The organism is Bacillus cereus group sp. BceL062 (genome assembly GCF_051780025.1).
Taxonomy (GTDB): Bacteria; Bacillota; Bacilli; order Bacillales; family Bacillaceae_G; genus Bacillus_A; species Bacillus_A toyonensis.
On record NZ_JBPWGY010000004.1, the window covers coordinates 134,647 to 152,846 of the forward strand.

An 18,200-nucleotide genomic window follows, 5' to 3' on the forward strand; every position below is an offset into this window, starting at 1 on the left:
GCTTATTATTTGATTATTACTTTTCCTTCCATTCCTTTAAGGAGATGGTATCTACATATTAATTCATATGTACCAGTATTTTTAGGTTTTATGGTAATGTTTTTTTCTTTTCCTGACTCAACTACGACGTCAATTCCGAGTTTTTTCACTGTAAAGGTGTGCTCGTTCTTACCTTTATTTTTTAATAACAATGTTGTTGTTTCTTCAATCTGAATAGTGATGACATTCGGATTAAAGTAATCATCGTTCAGTTCGACTTCAATCACTTTCGTTGACTCAATAGGTTGTGTTACGACGTTAGCTGAGGCAACTACGTTGATGGAGTCTAAAGCTATCACACTCACAATCATTACAAACAAACCGAGTAATGGAAATAACCACTTGTTCATAGACATTCGCAATTCTCCTTTTCTAAGTGCTTTTCTTCAATTAACCTGCATCATTAGTTTTAGGCTTATACTTATACAGTCAAATAAAATATCAGTATCTTTAAATCAATTTTTTGCATTTAAATGGATTACAAAAGAAATTAACTTGGAGTTGTAAGGTATGTATGAGAAACACACCCACTTATTTTTTAGGACTGAATTCTCTGTGAAAACTATATAGCATATACACTATCTAATTAAATTTCACATACCGTAATGGAAATAAAAAATTATTTTTTCAAAAAAATGTAGTAATTTCTTTTTGTAGTTTGCTATAATTAGTTCGAATGTGGGCAGTATCAGAGCGAACTGCACCATGATTCGAAGCAGTACAAAAAAATAATGACTTGGATTCTGCCTTGATCCAATAACGGACTGGGACAGAGGGATGAATAATGCCGACTAACACACAACCCTTCTGCCCTTTTATGGCCAGAGGGGTTTTTTATATGATTTCGGCCATCGCCTCTCTCCTGTATAAAGGAGGAGTAGTTTTTGAAAACAAAGACAGATTTTTTGAAGATGAAAGAGCAAGGTGAGCCGATTACGATGCTAACGGCGTATGATTATCCTTCTGCTAAATTAGCAGAAGAAGCTGAAGTCGATATGATTTTAGTTGGAGATTCTCTTGGGATGGTTGTACTCGGATATGATTCAACAGTACCTGTAACAGTAGAGGATATGATTCATCATACGAAAGCTGTACGCCGCGGAGCGAAAGAAACATTTATTGTAACTGATATGCCGTTTATGTCTTATCACATATCGTTACAAGAAACGATGGTGAATGCACGCCGCATCGTTCAAGAGAGCGGAGCACATGCACTGAAAGTAGAAGGTGCTGGAGAAGTTATATCGACGATTCATTATTTAACGAATGCAGGAATTCCTGTCGTAGCACATTTAGGTTTAACTCCTCAATCTGTGGGAGTATTGGGTGGATATAAAGTGCAAGGAAAAGATGCTGAAAGTGCAAAGAAATTAATAGACGATGCAAAGAAATGTGAGGAAGCTGGTGCGATAGCACTTGTGTTAGAATGTGTGCCAATGCAGTTAGCAGAATTAATTTCGAAGCAATTAACAATTCCGATAATCGGGATTGGAGCGGGACAAAAAGTAGATGGGCAAGTTCTTGTATATCATGATCTCATCTCATATGGGGTAAATCGTGTTCCGAAATTCGTAAAACAGTATACGTCTGTTCAAGAGGAAATTGTACGTGGGATTTCTCAATATGTTGCTGAAGTGAAGACAGGGCAATTTCCTGAAGAGAAACATTCGTTCACAATGAAAGAAGAAGAATGCTTAGCGTTATACGGGGGAAAACAGTAATGAAAATCATAACTACAGTGCAAGAGATGCAGCAAATTACGAGCGAACTTCGTACAAGTGGAAAAAATATTGGTTTTGTTCCAACGATGGGTTATTTACATGAAGGGCATGCTACTTTATTACGCAAGGCAAGAGAAGAAAATGAAATTGTAGTTTTAAGTGTGTTTGTAAACCCACTACAGTTTGGGCCGAACGAAGATTTAGAGCGATACCCTCGTGATATTGAGAGAGATGAAAGTGTAGCAAAAGAAAACGGTGTGGATTATTTATTTTATCCGAGTGTAGAAGAAATGTATCCGGCAGAACAAACAACAACAGTAGAAGTTGTAAAGCGTACTGACGTATTATGTGGAAAACAAAGACCTGGTCACTTTTCTGGAGTTGCGACTGTACTAATGAAATTATTTAATATTGTAATGCCAAATCGTGCTTATTTCGGTATGAAAGACGCACAACAAGTTGCTGTAATTGAAGGATTTGTAACTGATTTCAATATTCCAGTAACGATCGTACCAGTTGATATTGTAAGAGAAGAAGATGGATTAGCAAAAAGTTCTCGTAATGTGTATTTATCACAAGAAGAACGTGAAGAGGCTTCTCATTTATACCGCAGTCTATGTATAGCGAAAGAAAGAATTGAGGCAGGCGAACGTAATTCAGAAATCATTACAAATCTTGTGAAAGAACATATTGAGACGTATACGAAAGGTACTGTAGATTATGCGGATTTATATGCATATCCGTCATTGGCAATAGTAGGGGAAATGGAAGGAAGAATCATTTTAGCTATTGCAGTTAAGTTTGAAAATGTAAGATTAATTGACAATATAACATTAACGGTTAAATAAGGGGGAGCATCTATGTTTCGCACAATGATGAGAGCAAAGTTACATCGTGCAACTGTAACGGAGGCAAATTTAAACTATGTAGGTAGTATTACAATAGATGAAGATTTAATGGATGCAGTAAATATTGTAGAGAACGAAAAAGTTCAAATTGTAAATAATAATAACGGTGCGCGCTTAGAGACATATGTTATTAAAGGCGAACGCGGTAGCGGTGTTATTTGTTTAAACGGTGCTGCAGCAAGGCTTGTACAACCGGGAGATAAAGTAATTATAATTTGTTATGGCTTAGTTACGGAAGAAGAGGTTCATAAACAAGAACCAAAAATTGCAGTGTTAGACGATCAAAATCAAATTGTTGAAATGTTAGGTGCTGAAAAGGCTGGCACAATATTATAAAAGAGGAAAGCTATCTCTATATCAGGAGATAGCTTTTTTGTGCATCTTTTCATTAAGATGAGATAAAACGTGGTATAGTAACATTATATGAATTATTGTTGTTTGAAAGGTAAGAAATTGAGGTGTTACATATATGAGTAAACGTTATGTCGTTGTTGATTTAGAGACGACAGGAAACTCCTGGAAAGACGGGAAAGATAAAATTACCCAAATTGCAGCTGTTGTAGTAGAAGATGGAGAGATATTGGAGATTTTTTCATCTTTTGTTAACCCAAAGAGAGAGATTCCCGTATTTATTACAGAATTAACAGGGATTGATGAAAGTCTTGTAAAACAAGCCCCGTTATTTCAAGATGTAGCCCCGATGATTGTTGAGCTATTACAAGGTGCCGCTTTCGTTGCGCATAATGTTCACTTTGATTGGAATTTTTTAAACGAAGAATTAAGGCAGGCTGGATATACAGAAATACATTGTCCTAAAATCGATACGGTTGAATTGGCACAAATTCTTTTGCCAACAGCCGATAGTTATAAATTACGTGATTTAGCTAAGAAACATGAACTCGAACACGATCAACCACATCGTGCGGATAGTGATGCTCTTGCGACAGCAGAGTTGTTTTTACAATTTTTAAATGAAATTGAAAAATTACCACTTGTTACATTACAATCACTTTATGAATTGAGTGATGTTTTCCAAAGTGATATAGCTGATGTGCTTTCTGAAAATATTTTAAAGAAAGTAATGCATGGTAAAGAAATAAAAGCGGAATATGAAGTGTATCGCAATATTGCACTGAGAAAACGGAACTATTCCCTAAGTCTTGGAGAAACATATTCATTAAAATTTGATGCTTTCTTGAATAAAACGATGGATAAACTGGAATTACATATGCCGAAGTTTGAAAGAAGAGAAAGTCAGCAAATGATGATGAAAGAGATATATACGGCGTTAAGAGATTCTCGTTTTTCTCTTATTGAAGCAGGTACAGGGACGGGAAAGACTCTTGCTTATTTACTTCCTAGTCTTTATTTTGCGAATAAAAAAGAAGAACCTGTCGTTATCAGTACACAAACGGTACAACTTCAACAACAAATACTTGAAAAAGAAATTCCGTTATTGCAAAAAATAATGCCATTTTCATTTGAGACAGCTCTTCTAAAAGGGAGAAAGCATTATCTTTGTTTACATAAATTTGAATATGCTTTGCAAGAGGAAGAAAAAAATTACGATATGGCACTTACGAAGGCGAAAATTTTAGTTTGGTTATTAAAAACTGAAACAGGTGACCGAGATGAATTAAATATTCCAGAGGGCGGAAAGTTACTTTGGAATCGTATTTGTAGTGATGCGTATAGTCCGGGCGGTATGCAAAGTAATTGGTTTAGTCGATGCTTTTATCAGCGAGCGAAAAATAAAGCTTTATTTGCAGATATCGTTATTACAAATCATGCATTATTATTTCAAGATTTTTCAAGTGAAGAACCACTGTTTTCTTCATGTGAACATATAATTTTTGATGAAGCTCATCATATTGAAGAAGCTGCGAGTAGAACACTAGGTGAACAGTTCTCTTGTATGTATTTTCAATTGATTTTATCTCGACTTGGTACACTAGAAACGGATGATGTGCTTTCTAAAGTATATAAAATGATGAAAAAATCAGAGCAAGCATCCCGTTCTACTTTCCGTATGATAAGCCATAGTTTGAAGGAACTTAAATTTGATGCGGATGAACTATTCCAAATGTTACGTACTTTTATATTTAAACAAACAAAGCAAGAACAAGGAACAAACAATATGCCGCTCATTTATCGATATAACACGGAAGTAGAGCAAGGTAAGTTGTGGGATAGTATTGTTGAGTTAACAAATCGTTTTGTATATGAATTAAGAAGAATAGTGACCATACTTGAGAAACAAGTAGATATATTGCAAAGTAAGTTAGAGTGGGAAATGCATGTTGTTACGGGTGAATTTATGCATTTAAGTGGGTTACTGAGAAAGATGGCAGAATCATTACAGTTGCTCATATTGGAAAAAAATGCATATGTAACTTGGATGGAGACGGAGACGAAAGGAACGATTCATTCAACCATTTTATACGCGCAACCAGTTCATATTGGTGAAAGGTTTGCTGATGAATTTTTAACAGAAAAAAAGAGTGTTATCTTTACATCTGCAACATTAACAGTTAACGATACATTTGACTATATAAAAGAAGAGCTTGGCTTACATGATTTTGCTCCAAATACTTTACAGGTTCAATCGCCATTCCATTATGAGAAACAAATGAAATTAATGGTTTCAACGGATGTACCGTTTATTAAGCGAGTAAGTAATGAGGAATATATTGAATCTGTATCGGAACATATTGCCAAGATAGCAAAAGTTACAAAAGGGAGAATGCTCGTTTTATTCACTTCGTATGAAATGCTGAAAGAAGCGTATATGAATTTGAAAAGCAATGATGAATTAGAAGGCTATCTATTATTAACACAAAGTGTAAACAATAGGAGTCGAAGTCGCTTAATTCGAAAGTTTCAAGAGTTCGACAAGTCAATATTGTTAGGCACGAGCAGTTTTTGGGAAGGAATCGATATTCCAGGAGATGCCTTGAGTTGCCTTGTCATTGTCCGTCTTCCTTTTACACCTCCTCATCAGCCGATGATGGAAGCGAAAGGTGAATGGCTAAAAAATCAAGGTGAGGACGTATTCGCAAAATTAGCGCTCCCGCAAGCAATATTACGTTTCAAACAAGGATTTGGGCGTTTAATTCGAACGAATACTGATACGGGGACGGTAGTAGTGTTAGACCGTCGATTGACGAGTTCTTCCTATGGAAAAAGATTTTTACAATCAATTCCTAACGTACCTCTTTATGAAGGACCGTTAGAAGAGTTGTTGGTGCAATTAGAAGAACCGTCAAATGAATAAAAATTGGAAGAAAAATACGCCTGAAATACTTATAAACTTCAGGCGTAAAAAATGTGGGTAGGAGGAATTTTATTTTTCTTACTTCTTGTATACAAAATGTATTGGTTTTCGACTTGAAACCTTTTTTTGCTGTACATGTCCTGCTATAATAGATGGGTGATGAAGCAGGGGTTGTAAAGAATGTACTCTTATTGTAACCGCATTGCGTTCTTCTATAATTAGAAATTTTTGTGTAACGGAGGAGTTTTTTCATGGAGAAGAAAATCGAAGTACTATCAACGACGCGTATTAAATATTCGTCAGATTTGTATAAAATTGTTGATAGTTTGAATCGTACGTTAAAAGAGCAGGACCTCATGTTCGGATTAGCATTAGACGAAAAAGACAAAGAAACAGCTGTATTTACGATTTACAGAACGTAGTGATACAATGAAAAAGTGGATCTTTGCAATCATTATCGTTATCGTTGCTAGCGGAATATATGGGGCGTATGTTTATAATAAAGCGATGGATAAGAAAATTCCCAAAGAGTCGAAATCTGTAGAAATTGCTAAAGAAAAAGCAAAGCTTACAAAAGTGACATCTGTTGATTACTACAACGGAAAAGTTGCATATACAGTCGTACAAGGTACAGATGAAAAGGGAGAACATCTTATCGTTTGGGTGCCTGAGAAAAAAGGGGATACCGTAGTAAGGAAAAAGAGTGAAGGTATTTCCGAAAAAGAGGCTATACAAAGAACAATAGAACAAGTCGGCGATAAAGAATCAAAAAGAAAGCCGAAAGAAATTCTGAAAGTGAAATTAGGCTTTGAAAAAGGTCTTAAAGATGGTGTACCAGTAGAAGTACCATTATGGGAAGTTACATATATTGATTATGACAATCGTTATAATTACTACTATCTTGAATTTAAAGATGGGTCGTTTTTAAGACGATATAGCGCTCAAAAATAGATGTAGGGGGAACTACAAATGAAATTAGCAAAGCGAGTAGCTGCTTTAACACCGTCTTCAACTTTAGAAATTACAGCAAAGGCACAAGCGTTAAAGGCAGAAGGTCATGATGTAATTGGATTAGGAGCAGGAGAACCTGACTTTAATACACCAGAGCATATTATGGAAGCTGCGCATAAAGCGATGTTAGAAGGGCATACGAAGTATACACCAACAGGTGGCTTGCAAGCGTTAAAGCAGGAAATTGTGAAGAAATTTACGCGCGATCAAGGCATTCAGTATGATCCATCTGAAATTATTGTATGTAATGGTGCAAAACATGCATTATATACATTATTCCAAGTGTTGCTTGATGAAGGAGATGAAGTTATTATCCCAACTCCTTATTGGGTAAGCTATCCAGAACAAGTAAAGCTTGCTGGCGGTAATCCGGTTTATGTAGAAGGTTTAGAAGACAATGAGTACAAAATTACAGCAAAGCAGTTGCGTGAGGCAATTACAGAGAAAACGAAAGCAGTTATTATTAATTCACCGAGCAATCCAACAGGAATGATTTATAGCAAAGAAGAATTACAACAGCTTGGAGAAGTATGTTTAGAACATAACATTTTAATCGTTTCAGATGAAATTTATGAGAAGTTAATTTATGGTGATGCGGAATATACTTCAATTGCCCAGCTTTCTAATGCATTAAAAGAACAAACCCTAATTATTAATGGTGTATCTAAATCTCATTCTATGACAGGATGGCGTATTGGATATGCAGCTGGAAATAAGCAGCTGATTAAAGCGATGACGAACTTAGCGAGTCATAGTACGTCAAACCCTACTTCAATCGCTCAATACGGCGCAATTGCAGCATATGCAGGCTCACAAGAACCTGTAGAAACAATGCGCCAAGCATTTGAAGAAAGATTAAATATTATTTATGATAAATTAATTCAAATCCCTGGCTTTACTTGTATTAAACCGCAAGGCGCCTTTTACTTATTTCCTAATGTAAAAGAGGCTGTAGCTTTATCAGGATATGATACAGTTGATGAGTGGGCGAAAGCTTTATTAGAAGAGGAAAAAGTTGCTCTTGTGCCAGGTACAGGATTTGGGGCTCCAAATAACGTTCGTTTATCATATGCGACATCTCTTGAACAAGTAGAGAAAGCATTAGAACGCATTCATACGTTTATGAAAAGCAAAGTGAAAGCTTAATTGTATATTTCGTTAATACAATAAAAAACCTCTCTATATAATAGGGAGGTTTTTTTGACGAATTGTGGCAAAAAGAAATAGCGAAAGGTGTGTTATACTAGAGAACGAGGTGTTTGGTGATGAAAAAGAAAATGATGTTACAGTGGTTTGAACAGGGAAGCATTGCGATTCCAAAATTACTTATGATGCATTATAAAAAATTAGGGTTAAATGAAACGGAATTTATGGTTTTACTTCATGTGCATACATTTTTAGAATCGGGAAATTCGTTTCCGACTCCGTCGGAGATTTCCGAACGAATGACAATAGCGGAAATGAAATGTATGGAAGTAATTCAAACATTGATTCAAAAAGGTTTTTTATCACTAGAAGGTGGACAAAGATCAGAAGCGATGATGTGTGAAAGTTATTCTTTACAACCGCTATGGGAAAAAATATTGCATTTCTTAATGAATGAATCAATAGAGGAAGAACAAAAAGAAAAAAAACAACTGCAAGTAAATTTATATACAGTATTTGAAAAAGAATTCGGAAGACCACTTTCTCCATTTGAATGTGAAACATTGGGAATGTGGGAGGATCAAGATCAACATCATCCGAATTTAATTCAAGCGGCTCTACGAGAAGCTGTGATGAGCGGTAAGCTGAACTTCCGATATATTGATCGTATTTTATTTGAGTGGAAAAAGAATGGAATTAAAACAGTAGATCAAGCTCAAAATCAAGGACGGAAATTTAGAGCAAATCAGCAACGAGCGCAACAAGTAACAACACAAGAGACGAAATTTACTGGGAAAGTGCCTTTTTATAATTGGTTGGAGCAGTAATGTAGGAGGAAGTCTATGTTAAATAAAACGCAAATTCGTTATTGTTTAGACACAATGGCGGATATGTATCCAGAAGCACATTGTGAATTGATTCATGATAATCCATTCGAACTTGTAATTGCAGTGGCATTATCTGCACAATGTACAGATGCACTTGTAAATAAAGTGACGAAAAATTTATTTCAAAAATATAAAACACCAGAAGATTATTTAAGTGTTTCTCTAGAAGAGTTACAACAAGATATACGTTCTATTGGATTGTATAGAAATAAAGCAAAAAATATTCAAAAATTGTGCCGAATGTTATTAGATGATTACAATGGAGAAGTGCCGAAAGATCGAGATGAGCTTACGAAGTTACCTGGTGTAGGACGGAAGACAGCAAATGTTGTAGTATCGGTAGCATTTGGGATACCGGCAATTGCTGTCGATACGCATGTAGAGCGGGTGAGCAAACGATTAGCGATTTGTAGATGGAAAGACTCTGTATTAGAAGTCGAAAAAACATTAATGAAGAAAATTCCGATGGATGAATGGGGCGTTACACATCACCGTTTGATTTTCTTTGGACGTTATCACTGTAAAGCGCAACGACCACAATGTGAAGAGTGTCGATTGCTAGAAGTGTGTCGCGAAGGAAAGAAGCGAATGAAGGGGAAATAAAGGATGGAGCGAGTTATAGGAGTACCGAAAGAATTTCGGTACTTACCATTTTTTCAAAAAAACGCAAATTCGATTAAGTATCATACAGACCAATCTTTTGAAGAAATCATACAAAATACTTACTTTATATTTGATATAGAAAGACAATATGAGCCGTGGAATGAAATTGAAAACAGTATTCCGGTAATGTTGAATGTATGGAAAAATAAGCATGAAGACATTGCCACATTATTTCGAAACAGAAAGAAACAAGAAGCTGAAGGCCCGATGATTCTTTTTGCAGCACATTTGTTATCAATTGTATATTGGCTAAATGAGCAACCTGTTCATAGTTTGAATGAAATGGAAGATTACACGAGTGAATTGGAAGTACAACCAGTTAATTTTATGGAGCGATATTCGTTCATTATAAAGAAACCAAATAATTATCATTCTTATATTCAGTTAGCACAGTTGTATATTGAAATAGAAAAGTTATATGTAAAGAAAATGATAACAAAAAAGAAGTCCTTTCCTCGTTAAGAGAAAGGACTTCTTTTTTTGTATTAAGACTCTGTTGTAACAACATTTCCGTCTGCGTGAGGTGTATCTTCACCTGTATTTTGTTGTTTCTTAGCCTCTTCTTCAGCTTTCTTTTGAGCCTCTTCTTCAGCTTTTTTCTTAGCTTCTTCTTCGGCTTTTTTCTTAGCTTCTTCTTCGGCTTTTTTCTTAGCTTCTTCTTCAGCTTTCTTTTGAGCCTCTTCTTGTTGTTTATGTTGTTGTTCTTGTTGTTTACGCTGTTCTTCAGAAGCCTTTTTCTGAGCTTCTTCTTGTTTTAGTTTATCTTCATTAGCTTTTTTCTGAGCTTCCTCATCAGCTTTTTTCTGAGCTTCTTCTTCGGCTTTCTTTTTGGCTGCCTCTTCCTCAGCTTTCTTAGCGTCTGGAGTTCCACCAGGGGCAGTGAAGGATGCACCAACTGCAGGACTTGTTCCAGTACCTTTTTTCGCTACTACAGAGAAGCTGTAAGTAACACCAGGCTTAATACCACCAAGAGTAGCTGTTGTACCGCTAACTGATAAGCTACCGCTAGAACCATCTGTAGCTTTATAAGTTGCCGCATAAGCATCAACTGCTGTTGGGCCAGACCAGTTTAGTGTAACTGTACTAGCACCATCGAAAGCGACATTAAGGCCACTAGGTGGATCTACTTTAATTTCTTTAATTGCATCTTTTTTCGCACCTTTTACGTATAACTCGCCGTTTATTTCTTGTACAGAAGAAGGGCGTTCGAAACGAGATTTATCTGTAGCGAATTTGCTCATCATTACTTGGAACATTTGTTGCGCAATTTTAGTATAACGATCGCTAATGTAATTTTCTGGCCCATTCTTTTCGTAACCAGTCCACACAGCCATCGTATATTGTGGTGTATATCCAGCGAACCAGCTATCTCTGTTAGCATCAGCTGGGATGCCATATTTTTTTACATCTCTTGCATCAAAGTTTTGTGTTCCTGTTTTACCAGCAACGTCAAAGCCAGAAACATATGCTGTTGGCCCTGTACCGCCGGAACCAGGTTTTACTACGTCACGAAGAACGTCAGTAACCATGTAAGCTGTATGGTCGTGCATTGCACGTTGTTCTTTCGGTTTAAAGCTTTTCTTTTTTCCGTCTGGGAAAATAACTTCTTTAACGAAATGAGGTTTATTGTATACACCGTCATTTCCAAATGCTGCATAAGCCCCAGCGACATCTAACGGAGAGCTTTCATTACTACCGATTGCAGTAGATTCATGTGCTATCCCATCTTTAAACGTCATGCCTAAACCTTCAGCAAACTCTTTTGCCTTAGGAATACCGACTGCTTGAGCTGTTTTTAAAGCCGGGATGTTTAATGACTTCTTCAATGCTTCACGAAGTGAAACGTCACCTTTAAAATTACCGGTAGCATTTTTAATCTTTGTGCCATCAGAGTAAGTATATTCAGAGTCATTTAATTGATGATAAGTAGACCATTGAAGGTTTTCAATTGCAGGACCATAATCGAAAATTGGTTTCATTGTTGAACCAACTTGGCGTTTTAAATCAACAGCCATATTATGACCTTTGAAAGTAGACTTACTTTCTTTACGCCCAGCACCAATTGCTCGAACTTCTCCAGACTGTGTATCCATAAATACAAATGATCCTTGGAACTGATCGTTTGGATACTTAATGAGATTGCCATCCATAATTTGTTCAGCGTACTCTTGAGCACCTTGATCAAGGGTTGTATGAATCGTTAAACCATCTGAACCGATATTTACATCAGGGTATTCTTTTTCAACTTCTTTTACGACAGCATCTAAAAATGCTTGAAACTTCATTTCAGTTAGTTCTGATTTTTTTAGACCCTCAGTTACAGGGATCTTTATTGCGTTATTCATTTCTTCTTTTGTTATATAGCCGTGTCGATTCATTAATGTTAATACAATATTACGACGATTTGTTGCTCGTTCAACATTTTCTGGTTTTGTTGGATCATAAATGTTAGGACCTTGAGGTAAGCCAGCGAGCATAGCAGCTTCATGTAATTGTAAGTCCTTTAAATCTTTTTGATAATATTTTTGAGCCGCTGTTGCAATACCGTAAGAGCGATTACCTAGATTAATCTTATTTAAGTACATTTCTAAAATCTCATGTTTAGAGTATTGTTGCTCTAATTTGTAAGATAAGTACCATTCTTGCACTTTTCGTTTTGCGGTTTTTTCCATCGTTAGAAAATAGTTTTTAACTACTTGTTGTGTAATCGTACTACCACCTTGGGAACCGAAACCACCAGTGACATTTTCCATAACTGCTTTTGTAGTTCGTTTAAAATCAATTCCATTATGGTCATAGAAACGTGAATCCTCAGTTGCAAGGAATGCATTTTCAACTACTTTTGGAATTTGATCGTAAGTAACATGGGTTCGTTTTTCCGCACCATATTCATAGAAGAAATCTCCGTTCTTATCAAGAAATTTTGTTGATAAAGGATTGACAAGTTTTGATTTGTCTAATTTTGGAGCGTCCTTTACCATAACAAAGAAAGCGGAAACGCCAGCTACGAGACCAACGATACCAAGAAGTAGACAACCTATAAGGAACTTCTTGAAAAAGGAGCCTTTTTTCTTTGGTTTTTTTTCTTTATTTGTTTCTTCCGTTTGATTTTTCGCATGATTTCGTTCTGTACGAGAACGATAATTATCTGACATTATACTTTCTCCTACCTTTCATTCTCTCCCTCAAAAGTCGAAAAAAGAGCCTTAGTGATGACTCTATCACGAAAAATAAACCGTGTCTAGTACACGGATATAATCAATCCGAGGGTGATAACCGCATGATAACAATGATCCATGCACTTCTATTTCTTCTTTAGTAATTGACTTACGCCCACCATTATTTTGACGGTTCCAAAATGCAATAATATGTTTCGCATCGAGTAAATAAAATTCATCAAAAAGTGTAAATTTAATAATAACAAATGCAACTCCATTATGAGCAATTACTTGCTTCATATGTTCAATTTGATGAAGGTGGAAGTTTTGAAGTGGGAAACTAGTTTTGTTTTTTGTTTCCTTCGCTTCAAAATCGATGTATTTCCCTTTGTATACACCGTTGTAATCCGTTGTAGAAGGTTGTTTAAAATACGCTTCTTTTACCACTGCAGCACTTCGAGCGGGGTAATCTACTTTTACAATTTGAAGAGGTGTAGGTTTTTTATGTACACATGCAATATTATGGGTTAAGTAATATTGATTTGTTTCATTCAATTCCTCTTCAAGGGACATACCTCTATTACTATAAGTATGTTTTTTTATTGGTGTTTTAGGAGGTAGTGAAGCTTGATTGTACCTTTTTCCATTTGGGTAACGAATGGTCATAGTGTGTCCACTCCCAACTTGTTAAGAATTACTTACAAAGGTGATTATATCAAAAAATGAAAAAAGATGTGACCTTTTTGAAGAAAGGTATGATGACTTATTTATGTTTACATGGAATGATTACGAAAAAATGAAACAATATCGTAAAAATATGGTTTGTACAAAAGAAGAAAAAGCAATCATTCACACTATTAAAAAGAAAACAGAAATAGCTAATATGGACAACATTTCTCGGACACAATCGTATCAAAAATTTTATGTAAGAAATAGTGAAATCAGGTGGTCTTTTTTAGCGAGTATGGTTTCGAGAAATGCAGGCTGGAATATGACTGATTTAGAAGGAAGATCTTACGCTACTGTTTTGCCTCGATTAGTAAAAAAACATTTGTTTCTCATATATGAACAGGCTAATTGGATTATTTTCTTAGATGCATTTCCTCAGTTACTACTATATGAAGAAAGCAAGAGGAGACGTATACCTCTCTTTCATTTGTTGCAATTTTTCAACGTATCACTTTTCATGGAAAAAGAATGGACATTTTTCTGGGAGAAAAAAGATATGAATAGGCTTATGACAGCGCTTATTATAAATGAGCAAAATAAAATTCAAAAACCAGTTATTGAGAATAGCTACTTTAAAAAACATGTATTTCATACGGCGCTTTTTAAAGTTCAAGACATGTTGCATATTAGTGCAGTTATTTTTCCAACCATTGAAGGGGGGATGTATGGGTTTTCAGTTTATCAATTTGAAACGTTGCAAAAGCGTATAGAGCTTGGGAAAAAATTAGCGTGGTTATTGTTTCATCCGACTTATAAACGTTTATTTTATAATTTTGCACTACAAACTACACATACTGGCTCTAGAGAAGATTATGAATATTACTTAAGGGGAACTAGAAAATCCTATACACCTGCACTAAGAGATGTGTATTCTCTTGTTGCACATGAGGAAATAACAATGAGGGATTGGTTTTGTGAAGATTCGAAAATGAATGCATTGTTTTTATTTGAAGAACCGAAGGATGAAGTTAATATAAAGGAATGGTATAGAAGAAAGAGGGAGCAGATCTATGCTGTTTCTATCGTGAATCGTTTTGTTAAAAGAATAGACGAGTTCATGATATAATAAAAAAGAAGTCCCATCTTTATAAATGAAGATGGGACTTCTTAATGTGAAGAAATCCTGCTAAGTGTGTTAAGATTTTAATCTCAAAACTGAATGAAAGTAGAAGATTAAGGGGGATTTAGAAATTAGTAGTTTGGAAAAGCCCCATTAATTAAACTTTCACTTTATGTAGCAGGGAAGTTTGGGCCATCAAGCTTTGGATTACCAGTCTCGGGTTTATTTTGTTGTTTGTTTTGTTTTTTCTTTTTTTCGTTTTTGTTCTTTGCCATCTTCATACACCTCCTTTTTGTATTGTTACCATTTCTATAAATGACATTCAAAATGATTTCTTTGACGAATAACAACTAGTTTTGTCATGTGTGCAGGAGTGAAGAATTATCCGGCGAAATTACATGACAAAGGAAAAGCAAAGAAGGGGGCGTTTTGTATATGGCGATGGTTCAGAAAGTAGATGTAATGAAAAAAATGGATCAAATGTTAAGTTCTCTCGATTTGCTGGAAATGAATATAGGAATTAGAATAAATCATGCATTGAAGGATAAGAGCGAAAAAATATGTAATAAGATAGAAATAACAGAAATGCATATTGAGCATATGGAAAATAAATTAGTGCATCACGAAGAAAAAGGGAATTGGGTGAAGACGTTTCAAAACATCGTAGTGAGTGCATAATAAGGTGGGAATGGAATGGAGTATGAAGCATTAATACAGTCTTCAGAAAAACTCATGCAGTATAATAATGAAGCGAATGTAAAAAAAAGAGAAATAATTGAATATGACTTTTATAAGGATATGAAGCCGTTTGTAGACATAGTAGATGAGGAATTAAAGGTGTGGAAAGAATTAGCTTATACGTGGATTAAGGAAGAAAAACCGAAGTATATACATGTACAGCAAATTGATCAAGTGTACGATAATTTACAAACGAATGTGTTACAATGTTTTGTAAATAAAGGAAAAGGTAAACGTTTTTTTGAAACACATCAAGCCATTTCGTATACTTTGCAAAATATAGTTGAGCAATGTAAATAACAAGAGGGGAAACCCTCTTGTTTTTTTAAGCTTCTGTCATTGTTGTAGGTTTTGTTGCACCGTTTATTTCTAATTCTTTTATTAATGTTCGGTAATCCGATATACATATTTTTCCTTCGAGATAACAATGTCTCGCAAAGTCTAATAATTCATTTACATTCTCTGTGTAATACCCCTTCTTTTGAGAAAACGCTTGTTTTAAATCCCCTAATACCATGTTGATTCCTCCCCCATGAGAATCTTCTTCTTAATTATCATAGCATGGAAGGGTTTTCTTTTTTAATTTTTTAAAAATTTAAACTTCCGACAAAAATAGACAGATACTCCGTCACACAAATTATTTTACAAGTACATATTATATATGTAGAAACTTATGTGAAGGAGGAGAGAATGCATGTTTCAACAATCTAACGTATATCAGCAACCAAATCCATATGCACAGCAAAATATGTACCAATATAATACGGATACATATTTACGGTATAATATGTATCCTTTCGAGCCTCATTATGGAAATCAAAATTATTACCAGCCATTTGAAGTATCTTTTATGAATCAACAGCAACAACAGCAACCCTATATGAATCAATCGCAACAAGAGCAACAATCCTATATGAATCAGCAGCAACCTTATATGAACTCACAATATTATATGCCACCACCATCATCTCCCTATGGAAATCAACAAGCGATGTTTTATCCGCCAAAACAACCGTATCCGACGATGAATAAACAAAAGCAACAACAGCAACCAAGTCAGTTTTCGAGCTTTGTTTCCCAATTTAAAAATTCAGATGGTAACTATGATGTGAATAAAATGATGAATACAGCTGGACAAATGATGAATGCGATGAATCAAGTGACGGGGATTGTTAAGCAGGTTGGAGGGTTCTTTGGTAAGTGATGATGGATTGTTGTCCATAATGAAATAGTATGAATGAAGTGTAGCACTAGACAAATTTCCATGAAACAAATGGGTATATATAACAAACGGCTTCACCTCTTTTCTCATATTGTAAAGTGTAATCAGATTTTCTTAACGAGAGAGGAGAGAAAAAACTATGCATCATTGTCATCCTTGTTTTGGAGGGCATAAGCCTGTAGGACCTATTTGTACGACTGCTCCTGTCATTCATCCGACGAAACAGTGTGTAACACATTCTTTTTCAACAACGGTGGTGCCACACATTTTCCCAACGCATACGACACATGTACACCATCAACAAATTAAAAACCAAAACTTCTTCCCGCAAACAAACTCAAATGTAAATGTTGTAGATCCAATCGATCCAGGATTTGGCGGTGGATGTGGACCATGTGGTCATGGTCACCATCACCACGGTCATCAAATATCTCCATTTGGACCAGGGCCGAATGTATCTCCATTTGGACCAGGACCGAATGTATCCCCATTTGGACCAGGACCGAATGTATCCCCGTTTGGACCAGGACCGAATGTAGGACCAAATGTTGGACCAAACGTTGGTGGAATATTTAAAAAGTAAATGATATGTTAGAACTAGCAAAATGCTAGTTCTTTTTTTGTAATTGGAGTGTTGATATGAAAGTTGTTGCTGTAACAGGATATAAGCCATTTGAACTTGGAATATTTAAAAAGGATCATCCAGGAGTAGACTGCATAAAAAAAGCGCTGCATCGTAAATTAACTGCTTTTGTAGAAGATGGTTTGGAGTGGGTTATTATAAGCGGCCAGCTAGGTGTAGAATTGTGGGCTGCTGAAGTTGTTTTTGAAATTCAAGTAGAATATCCAGATTTAAAATTAGCGGTATTTACTCCTTTTTTAGAACAAGAAGAAAATTGGAAAGAAGATAACCGTGAATATTACGAATTTATTCTTTCACAAGCAGATCACATTGATAGTATTACGAAACGGAAGTACGAAAGCCCAGAGCAATTTAAATTAAAGAATCAATTTTTTATTGAAAAAAGTGATGCTCTGTTAGCTGTATATGATGAAGAAAAGCCTGGGAGTCCTAAATATATTGTAGAAGTAGCTAAGAAAAAAGGAGAAATAGAAAATTATCACAGTTATTTCATTCTTTTTTCTGATTTACAAGATATAATAGAAGAGGAACAGTGGAATAATGCAGAGTAATATGTAATATTGTACTCGTATATATGATTGACAAAAGGCATTGTTTCTGAAAAAATTTAGTTAATGAAAGTTTTGGCAAAAATTTGAGGTGAAGAAAATGATTTCGGATAAAATTAAATTAACGGCGAAAGATATTTTGGAAAAAGAATTTAAAACAGGTATGAGAGGTTATCAACAAGAAGAAGTAGACAAGTTTCTTGATATGATTATTAAAGACTATGAAGCTTTCCACAAAGAATTTGATCAATTGAAGCAACAAAATGTTCGTTTAAAACGAGAATTAGAAGAACAAAAACTAGCTGCAACACAAGCTCCACAACAACCTGTACAAACACCAGTTGCACAACCGGTATATAACAACACGAATACGGATATTTTAAAACGTTTATCCAACTTAGAAAAAGCTGTATTTGGAAGTAAGTTATACGAATAAAATAAGGTGGCAACAAG

Annotated in this window: 21 protein-coding genes; 17 read left to right on the forward strand and 4 right to left on the reverse strand. The window is 35.3% G+C overall.

Going from position 1 to position 18,200, the window contains the following annotated elements; all coding sequences use genetic code 11:
- Positions 1-5: 5 nt before the first annotated feature.
- The gene (locus tag ACS2MN_RS11720; protein WP_098709252.1) at positions 6-395 is read right to left on the reverse strand and encodes a cupredoxin domain-containing protein; all 390 of its coding nucleotides are present in this window, start codon (positions 393-395) and stop codon (positions 6-8) included.
- A gap of 528 nt (positions 396-923) precedes the next feature.
- On the opposite strand from ACS2MN_RS11720, the gene panB reads away from it, so the two are divergent.
- The 10 genes from panB to ACS2MN_RS11770 all read left to right on the forward strand — a co-directional run bounded on the left by panB (position 924) and on the right by ACS2MN_RS11770 (position 10,111).
- Positions 924-1,760, forward strand: coding sequence for a 3-methyl-2-oxobutanoate hydroxymethyltransferase (gene panB, locus ACS2MN_RS11725; protein WP_000851101.1), 837 nt, complete (start codon positions 924-926; stop codon positions 1,758-1,760).
- A complete protein-coding gene (panC, locus tag ACS2MN_RS11730; protein ID WP_000692376.1) occupies positions 1,760-2,608 on the forward strand; it encodes a pantoate--beta-alanine ligase in 849 nt (282 codons plus the stop codon). Before panB ends, panC begins: the two co-directional genes overlap by 1 nt.
- Before the next feature lie 12 nt (positions 2,609-2,620).
- Complete coding sequence (gene panD, locus ACS2MN_RS11735; protein ID WP_000490175.1) at positions 2,621-3,004, forward strand: aspartate 1-decarboxylase; 384 nt, start codon at positions 2,621-2,623, stop codon at positions 3,002-3,004.
- A gap of 133 nt (positions 3,005-3,137) precedes the next feature.
- Positions 3,138-5,942: an ATP-dependent DNA helicase DinG gene (gene dinG, locus ACS2MN_RS11740; RefSeq protein WP_098709251.1), complete on the forward strand. Its 2,805-nt coding sequence runs from the start codon at positions 3,138-3,140 to the stop codon at positions 5,940-5,942.
- A gap of 251 nt (positions 5,943-6,193) precedes the next feature.
- Entirely contained in the window at positions 6,194-6,364 is a 171-nt protein-coding gene (locus ACS2MN_RS11745; RefSeq protein ID WP_000412179.1) for a YpmA family protein, read from the forward strand.
- Positions 6,365-6,371: 7 nt separating this feature from the next.
- Positions 6,372-6,893 (forward strand): cell wall elongation regulator TseB-like domain-containing protein, encoded by a 522-nt coding sequence (locus ACS2MN_RS11750; protein WP_000758737.1) that lies wholly within the window; start codon positions 6,372-6,374, stop codon positions 6,891-6,893.
- Between the two features lie 18 nt (positions 6,894-6,911).
- A complete protein-coding gene (gene aspB, locus ACS2MN_RS11755; protein ID WP_000761574.1) occupies positions 6,912-8,099 on the forward strand; it encodes an aspartate transaminase AspB in 1,188 nt (395 codons plus the stop codon).
- Positions 8,100-8,218: 119 nt separating this feature from the next.
- Positions 8,219-8,926, forward strand: coding sequence for a DNA replication protein DnaD (gene dnaD, locus ACS2MN_RS11760; protein ID WP_000728536.1), 708 nt, complete (start codon positions 8,219-8,221; stop codon positions 8,924-8,926).
- A gap of 15 nt (positions 8,927-8,941) precedes the next feature.
- Positions 8,942-9,589 (forward strand): endonuclease III, encoded by a 648-nt coding sequence (gene nth / locus ACS2MN_RS11765; protein WP_000933024.1) that lies wholly within the window; start codon positions 8,942-8,944, stop codon positions 9,587-9,589.
- A gap of 3 nt (positions 9,590-9,592) precedes the next feature.
- Positions 9,593-10,111, forward strand: a complete 519-nt coding sequence (locus ACS2MN_RS11770; protein WP_000442696.1) for a YpoC family protein — start codon at positions 9,593-9,595, stop codon at positions 10,109-10,111.
- Between the two features lie 23 nt (positions 10,112-10,134).
- On the opposite strand, the gene ACS2MN_RS11775 is transcribed toward ACS2MN_RS11770, so the two are convergent.
- Together ACS2MN_RS11775 and recU are read right to left on the reverse strand one after the other, a co-directional pair.
- On the reverse strand, positions 10,135-12,804 hold the full coding sequence (locus ACS2MN_RS11775; protein ID WP_346994118.1) for a PBP1A family penicillin-binding protein: 2,670 nt from the start codon (positions 12,802-12,804) through the stop codon (positions 10,135-10,137).
- A gap of 66 nt (positions 12,805-12,870) precedes the next feature.
- Positions 12,871-13,473 carry a Holliday junction resolvase RecU gene (gene recU / locus ACS2MN_RS11780; protein ID WP_000155588.1) on the reverse strand — a complete coding sequence of 201 codons (603 nt, stop codon included), beginning with the start codon at positions 13,471-13,473 and terminating at the stop codon, positions 12,871-12,873.
- 103 nt (positions 13,474-13,576) lie between these two features.
- Here recU and ACS2MN_RS11785 point away from each other — a divergent pair, with 103 nt between their 5' ends.
- The 3 genes from ACS2MN_RS11785 to ACS2MN_RS11795 all read left to right on the forward strand — a co-directional run bounded on the left by ACS2MN_RS11785 (position 13,577) and on the right by ACS2MN_RS11795 (position 15,634).
- Positions 13,577-14,602 carry a DUF2515 domain-containing protein gene (locus ACS2MN_RS11785; protein WP_043322869.1) on the forward strand — a complete coding sequence of 342 codons (1,026 nt, stop codon included), beginning with the start codon at positions 13,577-13,579 and terminating at the stop codon, positions 14,600-14,602.
- 429 nt (positions 14,603-15,031) lie between these two features.
- Positions 15,032-15,274: a hypothetical protein gene (locus ACS2MN_RS11790; RefSeq protein WP_001252045.1), complete on the forward strand. Its 243-nt coding sequence runs from the start codon at positions 15,032-15,034 to the stop codon at positions 15,272-15,274.
- 15 nt (positions 15,275-15,289) lie between these two features.
- Positions 15,290-15,634 (forward strand): YppE family protein, encoded by a 345-nt coding sequence (locus tag ACS2MN_RS11795; protein WP_000455491.1) that lies wholly within the window; start codon positions 15,290-15,292, stop codon positions 15,632-15,634.
- Between the two features lie 25 nt (positions 15,635-15,659).
- Here the strand turns inward: ACS2MN_RS11795 and ACS2MN_RS11800 are convergent, their stop codons facing one another.
- Positions 15,660-15,851, reverse strand: a complete 192-nt coding sequence (locus tag ACS2MN_RS11800) for a YppF family protein (RefSeq protein ID WP_000242658.1) — start codon at positions 15,849-15,851, stop codon at positions 15,660-15,662.
- Between the two features lie 177 nt (positions 15,852-16,028).
- Between ACS2MN_RS11800 and ACS2MN_RS11805 the strand changes: the two genes are divergently transcribed.
- From ACS2MN_RS11805 to gpsB, 4 genes are all read left to right on the forward strand, one after another.
- Positions 16,029-16,538 (forward strand): YppG family protein, encoded by a 510-nt coding sequence (locus ACS2MN_RS11805; RefSeq protein ID WP_000487695.1) that lies wholly within the window; start codon positions 16,029-16,031, stop codon positions 16,536-16,538.
- Positions 16,539-16,695: 157 nt separating this feature from the next.
- Positions 16,696-17,139 carry a spore coat protein gene (locus ACS2MN_RS11810; protein ID WP_000546286.1) on the forward strand — a complete coding sequence of 148 codons (444 nt, stop codon included), beginning with the start codon at positions 16,696-16,698 and terminating at the stop codon, positions 17,137-17,139.
- Positions 17,140-17,195: 56 nt separating this feature from the next.
- Positions 17,196-17,750 (forward strand): DUF1273 domain-containing protein, encoded by a 555-nt coding sequence (locus ACS2MN_RS11815; protein WP_000869384.1) that lies wholly within the window; start codon positions 17,196-17,198, stop codon positions 17,748-17,750.
- A 97-nt stretch (positions 17,751-17,847) separates the two neighbouring features.
- The gene (gene gpsB, locus ACS2MN_RS11820) at positions 17,848-18,183 is read left to right on the forward strand and encodes a cell division regulator GpsB (RefSeq protein WP_000622427.1); all 336 of its coding nucleotides are present in this window, start codon (positions 17,848-17,850) and stop codon (positions 18,181-18,183) included.
- Positions 18,184-18,200 lie beyond the last annotated feature (17 nt).